General features: G+C 52.4%; 15 protein-coding genes. 12 read left to right on the top strand and 3 right to left on the bottom strand.

The window, feature by feature from the left end:
• Window positions 1-101 precede the first annotated feature (101 nt).
• The 10 genes from HZB62_12140 to HZB62_12185 all read left to right on the top strand — a co-directional run bounded on the left by HZB62_12140 (window position 102) and on the right by HZB62_12185 (window position 8,587).
• On the top strand, window positions 102-533 hold the full coding sequence (locus tag HZB62_12140) for an ACT domain-containing protein (GenBank protein ID MBI5075900.1): 432 nt from the start codon (window positions 102-104) through the stop codon (window positions 531-533).
• A gap of 32 nt (window positions 534-565) precedes the next feature.
• Window positions 566-1,744, top strand: a complete 1,179-nt coding sequence (locus HZB62_12145) for an ABC transporter substrate-binding protein (GenBank protein MBI5075901.1) — start codon at window positions 566-568, stop codon at window positions 1,742-1,744.
• Between the two features lie 50 nt (window positions 1,745-1,794).
• Complete coding sequence (locus tag HZB62_12150) at window positions 1,795-2,685, top strand: branched-chain amino acid ABC transporter permease (protein ID MBI5075902.1); 891 nt, start codon at window positions 1,795-1,797, stop codon at window positions 2,683-2,685.
• Window positions 2,685-3,767 (top strand): branched-chain amino acid ABC transporter permease, encoded by a 1,083-nt coding sequence (locus tag HZB62_12155; protein ID MBI5075903.1) that lies wholly within the window; start codon window positions 2,685-2,687, stop codon window positions 3,765-3,767. Before HZB62_12150 ends, HZB62_12155 begins: the two co-directional genes overlap by 1 nt.
• Window positions 3,764-4,528, top strand: coding sequence for an ABC transporter ATP-binding protein (locus HZB62_12160; protein ID MBI5075904.1), 765 nt, complete (start codon window positions 3,764-3,766; stop codon window positions 4,526-4,528). Before HZB62_12155 ends, HZB62_12160 begins: the two co-directional genes overlap by 4 nt.
• Entirely contained in the window at window positions 4,521-5,258 is a 738-nt protein-coding gene (locus HZB62_12165; GenBank protein ID MBI5075905.1) for an ABC transporter ATP-binding protein, read from the top strand. The genes HZB62_12160 and HZB62_12165 overlap by 8 nt, the downstream gene beginning before the upstream one ends.
• Before the next feature lie 15 nt (window positions 5,259-5,273).
• Entirely contained in the window at window positions 5,274-6,572 is a 1,299-nt protein-coding gene (locus HZB62_12170; GenBank protein ID MBI5075906.1) for a phenylacetate--CoA ligase, read from the top strand.
• Window positions 6,573-6,779: 207 nt separating this feature from the next.
• The gene (locus HZB62_12175) at window positions 6,780-7,808 is read left to right on the top strand and encodes a 3-deoxy-7-phosphoheptulonate synthase (GenBank protein ID MBI5075907.1); all 1,029 of its coding nucleotides are present in this window, start codon (window positions 6,780-6,782) and stop codon (window positions 7,806-7,808) included.
• Window positions 7,809-8,017: 209 nt separating this feature from the next.
• On the top strand, window positions 8,018-8,374 hold the full coding sequence (locus HZB62_12180; GenBank protein ID MBI5075908.1) for an RNA-binding protein: 357 nt from the start codon (window positions 8,018-8,020) through the stop codon (window positions 8,372-8,374).
• 6 nt (window positions 8,375-8,380) lie between these two features.
• Entirely contained in the window at window positions 8,381-8,587 is a 207-nt protein-coding gene (locus HZB62_12185; GenBank protein ID MBI5075909.1) for a 30S ribosomal protein S21, read from the top strand.
• A gap of 128 nt (window positions 8,588-8,715) precedes the next feature.
• On the opposite strand, the gene HZB62_12190 is transcribed toward HZB62_12185, so the two are convergent.
• Window positions 8,716-9,912 carry an MFS transporter gene (locus tag HZB62_12190; GenBank protein MBI5075910.1) on the bottom strand — a complete coding sequence of 399 codons (1,197 nt, stop codon included), beginning with the start codon at window positions 9,910-9,912 and terminating at the stop codon, window positions 8,716-8,718.
• A gap of 247 nt (window positions 9,913-10,159) precedes the next feature.
• Between HZB62_12190 and wrbA the strand changes: the two genes are divergently transcribed.
• Window positions 10,160-10,771: an NAD(P)H:quinone oxidoreductase gene (gene wrbA / locus HZB62_12195; protein ID MBI5075911.1), complete on the top strand. Its 612-nt coding sequence runs from the start codon at window positions 10,160-10,162 to the stop codon at window positions 10,769-10,771.
• Window positions 10,772-10,934: 163 nt separating this feature from the next.
• Here the strand turns inward: wrbA and HZB62_12200 are convergent, their stop codons facing one another.
• Together HZB62_12200 and HZB62_12205 are read right to left on the bottom strand one after the other, a co-directional pair.
• On the bottom strand, window positions 10,935-12,428 hold the full coding sequence (locus tag HZB62_12200) for an RNB domain-containing ribonuclease (protein ID MBI5075912.1): 1,494 nt from the start codon (window positions 12,426-12,428) through the stop codon (window positions 10,935-10,937).
• Between the two features lie 29 nt (window positions 12,429-12,457).
• Entirely contained in the window at window positions 12,458-13,912 is a 1,455-nt protein-coding gene (locus HZB62_12205) for an FAD-dependent oxidoreductase (protein ID MBI5075913.1), read from the bottom strand.
• 187 nt (window positions 13,913-14,099) lie between these two features.
• On the opposite strand from HZB62_12205, the gene HZB62_12210 reads away from it, so the two are divergent.
• Window positions 14,100-14,957 carry a protein-glutamate O-methyltransferase CheR gene (locus HZB62_12210; protein ID MBI5075914.1) on the top strand — a complete coding sequence of 286 codons (858 nt, stop codon included), beginning with the start codon at window positions 14,100-14,102 and terminating at the stop codon, window positions 14,955-14,957.

Consider the following 14,957-nt stretch of genomic DNA (forward strand, 5'->3'; position numbering starts at 1 on the left):
AAGCACTCAGCGATCAGCCTTCAGCTCTCAGCAAAAGATATTATTGCAGTATGTTTTAGCTGACTGCTGAAAGCTGACAGCTTTGTTAACAGGAGGTTATTATGAAAGTCGAGCAGATATCCGTATTTCTGGAAAATAAGTCAGGAAGGCTTGCAGAGGTTGCAACCGTGCTTGCAGCGGCTGGGATCAACATCCGCGCCCTCTCCCTTGCAGACACCACAGACTTCGGCATCCTGCGTCTTATCGTGAATGACACGGAAAAGGCAAAACAGGTGCTGAAGGACCATGGCTTCACCGTCGGCAAGACCGAGGTGATCGGCGTTGAGGTGGCGGACAAGCCGGGCGGTCTGGCAGAGATTCTGAATGTGATGAAGGCCAACAGCATAAATGTTGAGTATATGTATGCCTTTGTGCAGAAGTCTGCAGGGAATGCGGTCATTATCTTCCGCTTCGACGAACTGGAAAAGGCGATCGAAGCGCTGCAGAAGGCAGGTATCAGGATCATGAAAGGCGAAGAGATCTATTCGGTCTGAATCTATTAATCCAGTAAAGGGAGGTACAACGTATGAAGGCAGTTAAGATTTTGGCAGTTCTGTTGTTTTCCTGTTTGATCCTCGCAGCGCCCGCGCTCGCCAAGGACACCATCAAGATCGGTGCGATCCTGGCAGTAACAGGCCCGGCATCGTTCCTCGGCGCGCCTGAGGCAAAGACGCTCGAAATGCTTGTTGAGGATATCAACAAAAAGGGCGGCATCAAGGGCATGAAGGTTGAACTGATCATCAAGGACTCGGGAGCAAGCCCGGAGAAGGCCCTTTCGTTTGCAAAGCAGCTGATCGAAGAAGACAAGGTGCTGGCCATCATCGGACCGTCCACAAGCGGCGAGACGATGAAGATCAAGAGCGTTGCTGAAGAGGCAAAGGCAATCCTTATCTCCTGCGCTGCCGCTGAAGTGATCGTAAACCCGGTCGCTAAATATGTATTCAAGACACCCCAGATGGACAAGCATGCGGTCATCAGGATCTTCGAGCAGATGAAGGTCATGAAACTGGCCAAGGCAGGCGTCCTGTCGTCCAACACCGGATTCGGCAAGGCAGGCAAGGAGCAGATCGAAAAGCTGGCTGCCGAGCATGGCGTCCAGGTAGTTGCAAGTGAGGCATATGACAGCAAGGCCACAGACCTCACCGCAGAGGTTACCAAGGTGAAGGCAGCTGGAGCCGAGGCTATCATCAACTGGTCCATCGAGCCTGCACAGGCTATTGTTATCAAAAACGCCCGCCAGCTCGGATTCAAAGGCCCGATATTCCAGAGCCACGGCTTTGGTAATATCAAATACGTTGAAGCTGCCGGAGAAGCTGCTGAAGGCGTTATCTTTCCTGCCGGCAGACTCCTGATTGCTGATGTGCTGCCGAAAAACCATCCCCAAAAGGCACTTTTGACAAAATACAAAAAAGACTATGAGTCAAAGTTCAAGGAAGAGGCCAGCACCTTCGGCGGTCATGCGTACGATGCTATGCTCATCCTGACCAAGGCGATCGAAAAGGCCGGCAAGGCTGACAAGGAAGCGGTGAGGAATGCGATCGAGGGTCTGACGGGCCTCGTCGGCACTGCAGGCACTTTCAACTTCTCGGCTCAGGACCACAACGGTCTTGATATCAATGCCTTTGAGATGCTTACCGTCAAGAAGGGCAAGTTCGAGCTGCTTGCAACCCCGGCGAAAAAGGAAGGCGCATCCAAGAAGAAATAGGTTTCTGACGCAGGGGCGGGAAACCGCCCCTGCAGATCTTATCTTACTGCATGAATATCGAACTCCTCTCCCAATATCTCGTTGCCGGTATAACCTACGGGACGATCTACGCGATCGTCGCGATCGGGTTCAATATCATTTACAATGCGACCGGTATCATCAATTTTGCTCAGGGCGAGTTCGTTATGTTAGGCGGCATGATCGCTGTTTCGCTTCATACCTTCATGCCACTTCCTGCTGCCATTGTCGCGGCAGTTCTCGCGGCAATGATCATTGGTGCACTGATAGAGATTATCTTTATCCGCTGGCTCGTCAGTCCATCAGTGCTCCGTATGATCATTATCACGATCGGCATATCGATCTTCGTTCGTGAGGCAGCGCTTCATGTGTGGGGCGAGGCTGTCCGGGCGCTTCCCTATTTTACCGGTTCAGAGGTTACGGTCATCTCGTTCGGTAATGTGCATATCTCGCCGCAGGTGCTCTGGGTGACCGGCATAGCTGCCATCATCGTGGCACTGCTCACGTTTTTTTTCAACTACACCCTGCTCGGCAGACAGATGCGGGCATGTTCGTCGAACCGGGACGCAGCAAGGCTCTGCGGCATCAATGCAAAAAATATGGTGACCCTCTCCTTTGTACTGAGCGCCGGCATCGGCGCACTTGCAGGCTGTGTTGTCTCTCCCATCACCTATGTGCAGTATGACAGCGGCACGGGACTGGCCATCAAGGGTTTCACGGTCGCCATACTCGGCGGTCTCGGCAACAGCACAGCTGCCATCGGGGCTGGTCTGATCCTCGGCATTCTCGAATCCCTCTGCGTCATGGTCCTGCCTACCGCGTTCAAGGACGTCGTCTCCATATCCGTGCTTCTGCTGATCCTCTTTGTCAGGCCAAGCGGCATCTTCGGCAGCGTCGAAGCTTCCCGGCTCAAGGAGTTCTGATGCTGCGGTCAAAGTTCCTGCCCATTATTATCTTCGTCATAGCCATCGTCTCGGTGCAGGTCCTGACAGGACTGACAGACAAGGCCCAGTACCTGACCCAGCTGACCATGACCGGATATTATTCACTGGTCATCATCGGGCTCTGCATGCTGATCGGATACGCCGGGCAGATATCGCTGGGCCATGCCGGTTTCTTTGCCATAGGCGGCTATGTATCCGCCTTTCTTACAACTTACAATCTCGCTCCTCACAAGGAAAAACCTCTTGTCAGCGTCCTTTCAAAAACAGGCCTGCTTGGCAGCATGCAGGACCTCTATGGAGGCGACACGATGGTCGTTAATCCATGGCTGGCCTGTATTGCTGCGGTAGCGGTCACCGTGCTGATCGCTTACATCATCGGCGGGCCGATCCTCAAACTGAAGGGCCATTACCTTGCCATGGCAACGCTCGGATTCGGCACTATTGTTTACAAGGTCGTTCTGGCCACCTCGTTCTTCGGCGCTGCCGACGGACTCTCGGACATTCCCGGCTTCAAGGTCCTGCCCGGTCTTGAGGTGAGCGGCAAACCCGGGCTGCGTGTACAGAACTATTACATTGCCTGGGGCCTGGTCGCGCTTGGCATGCTGCTGCTGACGAACCTGATCCATTCACGCGTCGGCAGGGCGCTCCGCTCCATCCATAGTGCAGAGGACGCGGCCAATGCCATGGGCATTAATACCGGCAGATACAAGCTGAACATCTTTGTCCTGAGCGCGGTCTTCGCTGCCCTGGCTGGCGTGTTTCTCACCCACTACAATGGCGGCATCGGACCATCCGAGGCGTCCATCATGAAGTCGGTCAGGTATGTCGCGATCGTGGCCATAGGCGGCATGGCAAATCTCTGGGGCGCGCTTGCCATGGGATTCGTTCTGAACTTCCTTTCGCTTCGGGGTTACTTCGGTTCATACGACGATGCGATCTTCGGCGTCATCCTGATTCTTATTATGCTGTTTGCGCCTGAAGGACTGCTGCGCAGAGAGGTTTTTCAGGGACTGAAGAAACGGCTCTCAGGCAAAAAGTCTGCGGGAGGCCAACAGGCATGAGCCTCCTTGAGGTGCAGGATCTCAGCAAGCGTTTCGGCGGGCTGAAGGCTGTGGACCATGTCAGTTTCTCCGTGCAGGAAGGCTCTATCAAGGCGCTGATCGGGCCGAACGGCGCAGGAAAGACAACCCTCTTCAACCTTCTTTCAGGGGTATTGCCATCCGACTCGGGTGCGATCCGATTCAATGATGCAGCTATTCATAAACTTCAGCCCTATCAGGTCGCGGCAAAGGGCATGTCGCGGACCTTTCAGCATATCCGTCTCTTCACCCATATGTCCGCACTTGAGAACATCATGATCGGCAGACATATACACACCAGGGCAGGCTTCCTTTCCGGCATGATGGCCCTCCCCTGGACCAGAAAAGAAGAGCATGCCGCCCGTGCGCGCTCTCTCGAGATCATGGCCTTTCTGGGCATAGCTGATCTCGCAGAGACTGAAGCGACAAGCCTTGCATACGGCCAGCAGAGGACCCTTGAGATCGCCAGGGCCCTTGCCTGTGAGCCGAAACTGCTGCTCCTTGACGAACCTGCAGCAGGCCTGAATATGCGTGAAACTGCAGAAATGGCAAAACTGATCTCCCGCATCCGCGATACCGGCGTAACGGTCCTGCTTGTCGAACATGACATGTCTCTGGTGATGAACATCTCTGACGAGATCGTTGTCCTGAGCTATGGCCAGAAGATCGCTGACGACAAGCCCCTCGCTATTCAGAAGAACCCTGAGGTGATCAGGGTCTATCTCGGGGAAGATGATGCTTAGGATCAGGAACCTCGAATCAGGATACGACAGCCTCAAGGTCCTGCGGCATATATCGATCCATGTCAGTGCCGGAGAGATCGTCACTATTATCGGGGCGAACGGCGCAGGCAAAACAACCCTGCTCAAGACCATTGCGGGCCTTATCAGGTCAACGGCAGGCGAGATGCTTTTTGAAAAGCAGGAGATCGCGCGGCTGTCTCCGGAAAAGATCGTATTCCTCGGCTGTTCGCTTGTGCCGGAGGGCAGACAGGTATTTGCGCCGATGACGGTCAGAGAAAATCTGCTTTTGGGCGGGTATGTTCAGTATCAGCGCAACAAGAAAGATGAGGTTGATGCGGATCTTGAGCGTATCTTCGGGCTCTTCCCCAGACTGAAAGAGCGGGAAGCGCAGCTTGCCGGAACCCTCTCCGGCGGAGAACAGCAGATGCTCGCGATCGGCAGGGCATTGATGGCGCGGCCAAGGCTGATCATGATGGATGAGCCGTCCATGGGCCTTGCACCTCTGATCGTGAAGGATATTTTCTCGATCATCAGAAAGCTCCGGGACGAAGGCAACACCGTATTGCTCGTTGAGCAGAACGCAAAGGCAGCACTCGGCATTGCTGACAGGGGCTATGTGCTTGAGACAGGAAGGATCATTCTTGAGGAAAATGCTGAGGACCTGCTGTCGAACCGCGATGTGCAGAGGGCCTATCTCGGCAGGGATCTTGATACGGAAGTGAAGATATAGCAACGGAGGTTAATTATGTTCTGGGAACCCGAAAAAGAATGCATGGACCGTGAGGAACTGAGACAACTGCAGCTTGAGCAGCTTCAGGCCACCCTGTCGCGGGTATATATGAATGTACCCTTCTATCGGAAGAAGTTCGATGAGATGGCTGTTGACCCTGATGAATTCAGGTCACTTGACGATCTGAGAAAACTCCCGTTCACGACCAAAAATGACCTCCGTGACAATTATCCCTATGGCCTCTTCGCCGTACCTCTGCGGGAAGTGGTCAGGATCCATGCATCTTCAGGTACGACCGGCATGTCCACGGTTGTAGGCTATACAAAAAACGACATCAAGAACTGGTCGAACCTTGTTGCGCGGGTGCTCACTGCAGGCGGCGTCACAAAAGATGACGTTGTCCAGATAGCCTTCGGATACAGTCTCTTCACCGGCGGGTTCGGTCTGCACTACGGCGCAGAGCGGATCGGCGCGTCGGTCATCCCGATCTCAAGCGGCAACACAGCCCGGCAGATCAAGATCATGCAGGACTTCAAGACAACGGCGCTGGTCTGCACCCCCAGCTATGCCCTGCTGATCGCTGACACGATCCAGGAGATGGGGATCGATATCAACGCCCTTTCTCTCAAATACGGCCTCTTCGGCGCGGAGCCCTGGTCGGAAAAGATGCGGCAGGAGATCCAGGACAAGCTCAGGATCGTTGCAACGGACAACTACGGTCTGAGCGAAGTGATGGGTCCGGGCGTTGCCGGTGAATGCCTTGAACGCAACGGTCTGCACATTAACGAAGATCATTTCCTCGTGGAGATCATCAACCCCGAGACCCTTGAACCCGTTGCTCCCGGCGAGATCGGTGAACTGGTGATAACGACCCTCACCAAAGAGGCATTTCCGGTGATCAGGTTCAGGACGCGTGACCTCACCCGTCTCATGCCTGAGCCCTGCCCCTGCGGCAGAAAGACCGTGAAGATGCAGCGCGTCATGGGCAGGACCGATGATATGCTGATCATCCGGGGAGTGAATGTCTTCCCGTCACAGATCGAGAATGTATTGATGAGCGTTGAGGGGACAGAGCCCCATTACCAGATCGTGGTCGACCGCAAAGGCGCGCTTGATGAGGTGACGGTCATGGTCGAAGTATCAGAGTCGATCTTCTTTGACGAAATGAAGAAACAGCACGAACTCATCGAGACGATCAAAAGGCGTCTTGCCTCAGAGCTGAGCATATCGGTTCAGGTGAAACTCGTGGAGAAGAAGACCATAGAACGCACTGAAGGCAAGGCGAAACGGGTAATCGATAACAGAAAGCTATAGAACAGGCATTCAGCAATCAGCTTTCAGCTCTTAGAAAAAGAATTCTTGCTGCATGTATGTTTAAGCTGACTGCCGATGGCTGATAGCTGAACTGCCTGTTAGCACAAACGTCGAAAGTTCATCGTATCTCAATCAGCTTTTAGCAGAAACGCAGCGGGATAAGTTAAAATATGCAGATACTAACACTAACTAAGTGAGGATAAACCGATGAGTTTTCAATACGTTCATGAAATGCCAAGTGTAAAAGAGATCATGCAGACCATGCCCCTTTCTGCCGGGCTCAAGAAGCTCAAGAAGCAGCGGGACGAAGAGATCAGAGGCGTGTTTGAAGGCACTATCGATAAGCTGATCGTGATCATCGGGCCCTGCTCGGCTGACAATGCCGATTCAGTCTGCGAGTATGTCAACCGGCTTGCAAAAATGCAGGATGAGACCAAGGAGCGGCTGATCATAATCCCCCGCATCTATACCAATAAGCCGCGCACAACCGGAGAAGGATACAAGGGAATGGCGCACCAGCCCAAACCCTCGGAAGAACCGAATATGGTAAAAGGTCTTAAGGCGATCCGCAAGATGCATATCCGCGCGCTTGAGGAATCACATCTGCCGGCAGCTGACGAGATGCTCTATCCCGGCAACTACCCGTATCTCGAAGATATCCTGAGCTATGTTGCGGTGGGCGCCCGGTCAGTCGAAAACCAGCTCCACAGACTCACGATCAGCGGTCTTGATGTTCCTTCCGGAATGAAAAATCCGACGGGCGGCGATCTTGAAGTGATGCTTAACTCTGTGCAGGCAGCCCAGCTGCCGCACGTCTTCGTGTATAACGGATGGGAGGTACGGACTCCCGGCAATCCTCTTGCTCACTGCATTCTTCGCGGCGCCGTCGATGCGTACGGCACGAACATTCAGAACTATCATTACGAAGACCTCAGGAGGCTTGCAGAGACGTACAAGAAGCGCAACCTCGCAAATCCCGCGATCATTGTTGACACCAATCATGCGAACTCCAACAAGAAATTCCATGAACAGCCCCGGATCGCCAAAGAGGTCATGATGAGCCGTGAAAACTCAAAGACACTCAGACGCAAGATAAAGGGTTTTATGATCGAAAGCTATCTGGTGGAAGGGACGCAGAAGATAAGCGAAAACATCTACGGCAAATCGATCACCGACCCCTGTCTCGGATGGGAAGAGTCAGAGCGTCTGCTCAGGGACCTGGCAGATTACGCGTAGACTGGCCTCAAACCCCCGGCAGAAGCCTTTCTTCAACTTCTGCGAGGCTGAAACAGAACAGGATCAGAGCACTGCTGGCAGCAGGAATTTTACAAATGTTGCTTTTTTGTATATAGTAGTGACGTAACTTTAGGAGTTGAGGAAACCTCAGAGACTCTCAAAGCCTTTGAGGTTTTTTTATTGTATGAACACTAACAGGAGGATGTACTGTGGAAAAGAAGCTTTATGTCGGCAATATCTCATTTCAGGCAACAGAGGATGATCTGAGAGAACTCTTTGCAAAAAGCGGTGATGTAGAATCCGTTAAGATGATAACTGACCAGTTTACGGGCAAGCCCAAGGGATTTGGCTTTGTAGAAATGGCAACGGAAGAAGATGCAAAAAATGCAATAACAGCGCTGAATGGCACAACATTTATGGACAGGGCCATGACCGTGGCAGAAGCAAAACCTCAGCAGCCCAGAGAAAAGCGCAGCTTTGGCGGCGGTGGCGGCGGCAGAGGCGGTTTCGGTGGCGGCAAGGGCGGATTTGGCGGCAATAAAGGTTTCGGAAGAGATCGGGGATAGTCGGCCTTGGATATTAAAGTCACAGGAAATGATGTTGAAAAAGCGCTAAAATTACTGAAACGCCAGTTGCAGAAAGACGGGCTTTTCCGTGAGATCAAGCAGAGGAGCTTTTACGAAAAACCCTCTGAAAAAGACAAGCGGAAGCGCAGAGAAGCCCAGAAGAAACGGCTGAAGGCCCTGAAGGGCAGAAGGCCTGTCAAAAGGGCCGAATAGGTCTGTTTTGCTTCTGGCCCCAATGATCCTGGCTTTCGGACAAGGTCAGGTCAGGGGCTGAACTGTCACATCGGAAACTAAGGGATTTGTCAGGGCTGTGATACCTGCAGGCGTTGCAATGCGGGCGGTTACGTTCTGATGGTCTCTTCACGTATCTTCTCCTGCGGTTTTCTCAGAAACAGCGTAAGCACAATTGCACTGCCTGCCAATAATGCTGCCATGATGAAACTTGAAGAAAAGCTGCCGGTTCTTTCAGCCAATATTCCCGCAACAGAAGGTCCTGCGATCTGTCCGAAGCCGAAGATGAAGGTCACCAGGCCGAATGCAGCAGGAGCATTCCGCGCGCCCACATAATCACCGACAGCAGCTGCCATGATAGAAGGTATGGACCACGCAACAATGCCGAAGAAGAAGATCGAGAGATAAAGGAATGGTCCGGGCAGGCCTGATGCGACCAGCAGATAGGCCATGGTCTGGAGCGAAAAGACCATGATCAGCCCTGCCTTCCTGCCGAGCCTGTCCGAAAGCGTCCCGAATACCGGCCCGGAAAAAAGACTGAGAAATCCAACCCATGCCCAGAAATTGCCGGCGAGTGCCTCTGAAAATCCCCGTTCTTTCACCAGGGTCGTCACAATAAACGTTGCATAGATCACATACGTATAACCGAAAAGAAAATAGATGATACCGAGGTAATAGATCATCCATTCCCTGTAAACATTCACGGGCGGCCTCGGTGCAGTCTGCACAGAGGCCGAGTCATCGCTGCCGACCGGCAGAAGTCCCATTTCTTCAGGCCTGTTCCTGAGAAAGAGAACACCCAGGATCGCAATAACAGTGACCATGCAGCTCAGAATAAGCCAGCTCGTTCTCCATCCTTCACTGACTGTCACACTGTTAATGTATGGGATAAGCTTGCCTGAAAGCATGATCGCAAAGCCGCTGCCTATCACCACAAAGCCTGCCGCCTTTCCACGCTTTTTTGCCTTGAACCAGGCAGATACCAGTCCCATGACCGGCACATTTGTAGCGCCGCTGCCGATGCCGGTCAGCATATAGAGCAGCAGCACCTGGCCAAAGGTCCGGGCCTGGCTGACTAATGCCATGGATAGGCCGACCAGAAGCAGAGAAAAAAATATAAATCTGCGGGGTCCGATCCTGACCGCGAAATGACCGCTTACCAGCACGGAAATGAGATAGCCGAGAAAGTTGCCGGTGCTTATATACCCCATCTGGGAATAAGAGAGGTTCAGTGTAGCAGCCATGGAAGGCAGGAGCATGCCAAGAGCAAACCGTCCGAAACCAAGGCAGGCCATAATGCAGAGCATGCTCGTAAAGACAATGACCCAGCCGTAGTGGAAGGGAGGATTCTCTATTGAACGTTGCGTTTCCACAGGTCAGTAACTATAGCATAAGCGGGCAAACGTCATCCTTCTTATGCTGAAAGCTTTCCGGTAAATCTTATGCCGGCAGGCTGACGGTCGACTTCGAATAAAGCGTTTTGATGATATACTGTTAACACAGGTATCGCCCAGAAAACTCAAGGGACAAAAATACTGAAGGAGGAGGCAGAAGATGAAAGTATTGATCGTTTTCTATTCAATGTACGGGCACATTTATAGGATGGCTGAAGCTGTTGCTGCCGGAGCAAGGGAGGTTGAAGGGGCAGAGATCATTGTCCGCCGCGTTCCCGAGACCCTGAGCGAAGAGATCCTTGCCAAGATGGGGGCTATTGAGCCTCAGAAGGCATTTACGCATATCCCTGTCTGCACGGTTGACGAACTGCCTGAGGCTGATGCCATTATATTCGGCACACCTACCCGGTTTGGCAATATGTGCGGCCAGATGAAGCAGTTCCTTGATGCGACAGGCAAGCTCTGGATAAGCGGAAAGCTTGTCGGCAAGGTCGGCAGTGTCTTTGCCAGTTCAGCTACGCAGCACGGCGGTCAGGAGTCCACCATTCTTACCTTTCATGTACCTCTTCTGGCACATGGCTTTATCATCGTCGGCCTGCCCTACGCATTCCAGGGCCAGATGAGGAATGATGAGATAACCGGCTGCTCACCATACGGTTCATCTACGGTTGCCGGGACATCGGGTGAGCGGACACCGACTGAAAACGAACTTGCAGGCGCCCGCTATCAGGGTAAACACGTTGCATCGATAACAGCCAGACTCTGCCGCTGAATCTGGGAGAAGCATTCAATTATAAAATCCCTCCTACCCTCCCTTTGCTAAAGGGAGGTCAAACTGCCCCTCTTTGGCAAAGAGGGGTAAGGGGAGATTTTTTATGAATAACATATAATCAATGCACTTATTAGCAAGAAGATAACAGTCGTATATTATCTCGCTATCTGTTTCGCCCCCGGCCGGAGCTGACCTTTCTAAAGTCTATGAACCCCCGGTCAACATCCGTGCGTACAAGCTGAACCCGTATCTTGTCCCCCACGTCAACGCCCTTGAACCCTTCCATAAGCTTACCCTCTACCGGCGGATGGAAAATGCGCACCCACGTCCCCTTGTCAGCAGCGCCCGTAACAATGGCGTCGAACTTTTCACCGATCCTTGATTCCAGCAGAAGGGCCGCAGCAGACTTGCCGACCTGCCGCTCCACCTTATTGGCAGCATCCTCCTGCGCAGTGCAGTGCCGAGCAAGCGCCTCCAGCTCCTCCCTCAGATAGGGGATCTCTCCCCCTGACAAGGCCGCCTTCAGAAGCCTGTGGGTTATCAGATCAGGATAGCGCCGATTTGGGGCAGTTGAATGGGAATAATCCTTTACTGCCAGCCCAAAGTGACCCGGAGCTGTCTGTCCGGGAAATTCAGCAACGTATTCACCATTACCCATCAGCTTGATGATGGTGAGTGAAAGGTCCGGGAACCTCAGAGGATCAGCAGCCTTTGCCTTTACCAGAAATTGCTCAAGCGCCTTTGAGTCAGGTCTCTGAGGGAGCGTATAATCGTGCTCCGCAGCCACCTCAATGATCCGCTCCCACCTTTTCGGGATACGGACAACACGTCTCAGGGACGGAAACTTTTTAGAGCCAAGATACCGCGCTGTCACACCGTTTGCCGCCACCATGAAGTCTTCGATTATGTCCATGGCACGGTTTCGTCTGCGCTCCTCAAGATCACGTATCTCATCATTGTCAAACAGCGCCCTGGTCTGAATGGTCTCGAAATCCAATGCGCCATGTTCATGCCTGTACGCCTTCATCTTCTGCGCTGCCCTATCCTGCAACAGAAGATTCTCTGCAAGACCATCAACCACATCAGTGGCCTCGGGCAGAGGCCCCTCTCCCTCCAGCCATGCAGCAACACTGTTGTACGCCAGTTTTGCCTTGTTCATGACCGTTGCACGGTAGATGTCGGATGACACGAGTGTCCCGTCACGTGAAAGTATGATCTCTATCACGATCGCAAGACGGTCCTCATGAAAATTCAGGGAAGAAAGATCCGTAGAAAGCTTTTCAGGGAGCATCGGAAATATCTCGGCATCAGTGTACACAGAGGTGGTGTTATGCTTTGCATGCGCATCAATGGCAGAGCCGAGCCTGACGATGGCATCAACATCAGCAACCGCGATCAGAAGTTTGGTGCCGTCATCCGGCAACCTTACCGCAACCGTAAGCTGGTCAAGGTCACGCGAGTCGTCATTGTCAATCGAGCACCAGAGAAGGTCTCTGAGGTCGCGGACCTGCTCATTGTCAGCAGTGGCAGGTGCGGTGATCGCAGCAAGTTGTTCCTCCGCTTCTTTCGAGAACTCAGGAAGAAGCCCCCGCTCAAGCATCACCCTGTGGGCGATCCTCTTCAGAATAACGCGGTGTTGTCTGTCTGTATGTTCCATCTGTTTTCCTTTTTCATGATGTCTGCTCATTATTTTTCACCGCAGGCCCTTCCCCTGAGGTGAAAGAAAAACCTGAGGGTCTTCTTCACTTTTTCTGAAAATATCTTGCCCGAAAAGTAATTGCCAACAACTCGCTTGTTGATCTCAGCCAGGGTCGGATACGGATGCACTGCGCCTGCAAGCGTCGACAGCTTCACCCCTCCGTTCAGGGCAGCAACCCATTCGCTGATCAGCTCTCCTGCGTGGAGTCCTAGGATCTGCACACCGAGCGGCTTCTCCTTTGCATCAAGGACCAGCTTGATCCTGCCGAGCCCTTCGCCTTCAGCAAGACCCCTGTCATTCATTTTGAACTCCTCTATCCATACAGCGGGCTGAAGGCCCGCGCCTTCTGCTGCTGTTTCGTTCATACCGATATTCGCAAGCTCGGGATCGGTGTATGTGCACCAGGGGAAGAAGGTGTAATCTGCCTTGCGCGGCAGATGAAGGACCGCGTTTGTCAGCACCACGCCGCCTTCATACCCTGCAGCATGCGTAAACTGATATGCGCCGGTCACATCGCCTGCTCCGAAGATATGCTTCTGCGTTGTCCTGAGCCTGCTGTCGAGCTTGAGTCCCTTACCGTCAAACTCAACTCCGGCATTCTCAAGTCCAAGGCCTTTCAGATTCGGCTCTCTTCCCATAGCGACAAGGATTTCATCAGCCACAATAGTTTCCTGCCTGCTGTCTTTGCCGCGCATGAGCACTTCGCGTCCGGTCTCTGAATTTCGCACTGAGATAACCGACCTGTCGAGATAGAACTTCACTCCTTCCACAGCAAGGTTCTGCATCACGGCATCAGCCATGTCCCGGTCTTCTCTGCTCAGTATCTGACCGCTTCTCTGTATCACCGAGACCGTGGTGCCAAGCCTGCAGAAGGCCTGTGCCATCTCGATAGCAATAGGACCGCCTCCAAGGATGATCAGCGACGTCGGCAGAGAGTCGAGATAAAAGATATCCCTGTTCGTCAAATATGGCGTCCTGTCCAGCCCTTCTATCTTCGGTAAATCAGGAGACGATCCTGTTGCGATCACCCAGTTCTTTGCCGAATAGCTTCTTTCCCCTATCCTGACCATATGTTCATCCAGAAATTCAGTGTCGCCGAACTCAACCTTTGCGCCAAGGCTGCAGAACCGCTCAACTGAATCGTGCGCCTGGATCTGACTGATCACAGATCTTATCCTGGACGACACGTCGCGGAAATCAACGGGGGTTACCTCAGACCGGGGAAGGCCAAATTTCTGCGCATTTTTCATCAGGTGATAAACATGCGCTGTCTTGATCAATGTCTTTGACGGCACGCATCCGTAATGCAGACAGTCCCCGCCCAGCACCTTTTCCTTTTCAACAAGCAGCGCCTTAGCGCCGAACTGCGCTGCGCCGGCAGCCACGGTCAAGCCGGCAGACCCGCCGCCAAGAATGCCGATGTCATAGTCGTATGTTGTCATGCAGCCTCCCTTCCTCATTCAACTTAGAGTGAAGTATATCAAATACGACTACTATTCTCGATTTTACTTATTAATTAACTTTATCGGAGCATTCACTATTCTTATCACTGCCGTCAAAATGATTCTTTACAATCAATTCATAACGTGATATGTATTAATAAGTTGGATAACGCGGAGGGGACTAGTCATGGGTACCGGTATGTTTACTGGAAATGTCAGTGAAAATCAGCCCGAAGATGCGCTTGCGGAAATACTGAATTACGTAAAGAAATTTCGCGGGATCGATTTTTCTGCGTACCGAAGCAACACCATAGGCCGCAGGCTTATGGGCCGACTGCAGTCGACCGGCATGCCTGATTACGGATCATACGCAGGTCTTCTCAGGGACGATCCAAAAGAGATAGAAAAACTCGTCGAGGCATTTACGATCAAGGTCAGCCACTTCTTCAGAAATCCCTTCACCTTTGAGGTGCTCCGTGACCCTATTTTGCCGGAGCTGCTCGAATCAACAAAAGGAGAATTGAGAATATGGTCTGCAGGCTGCGCAAACGGTGAAGAAGCCTATTCTCTTGCAATCCTTCTCAGAGAGATCCTCGAAAAGGACTTCCCATCAGCGAATATTCTGATCCTGGCAACCGATATCGACCGTAATGCTCTTGCAGAGGCGGAAAAGGCACTCTACAGGAATGAATCACTCTTTGAGGTAAGAAAAGGATATCTCGACAAATATTTCACCCGGTTCAATGACAATCTCTACCGGGTGAATGATGAGGTGAAATCAATGGTGACTTTTGCTGTTCACGACGTAACAACAGGCAGCCCGCCCAAAGAAGGGATATTTTCGGATTATAACGTCATTTTCTGCAGAAATGTCCTCATTTACTTTAACCTCGGGCTACAGGAGAAGGTTATCACTTCATTTTCCGGGATGCAGCATAGAGGATATCTGGTGCTCGGCGAGGCAGAGTCTCTTCCTGCGCGGCTTGCTGGATCCTATAACGAAATCCTGCCACGCACGAAGATATTCAGAAAGGCAGGAGGCTGA

It is taken from the genome of Nitrospirota bacterium, assembly GCA_016214855.1.
GTDB lineage: Bacteria > Nitrospirota > Thermodesulfovibrionia > Thermodesulfovibrionales > UBA6898 > UBA6898.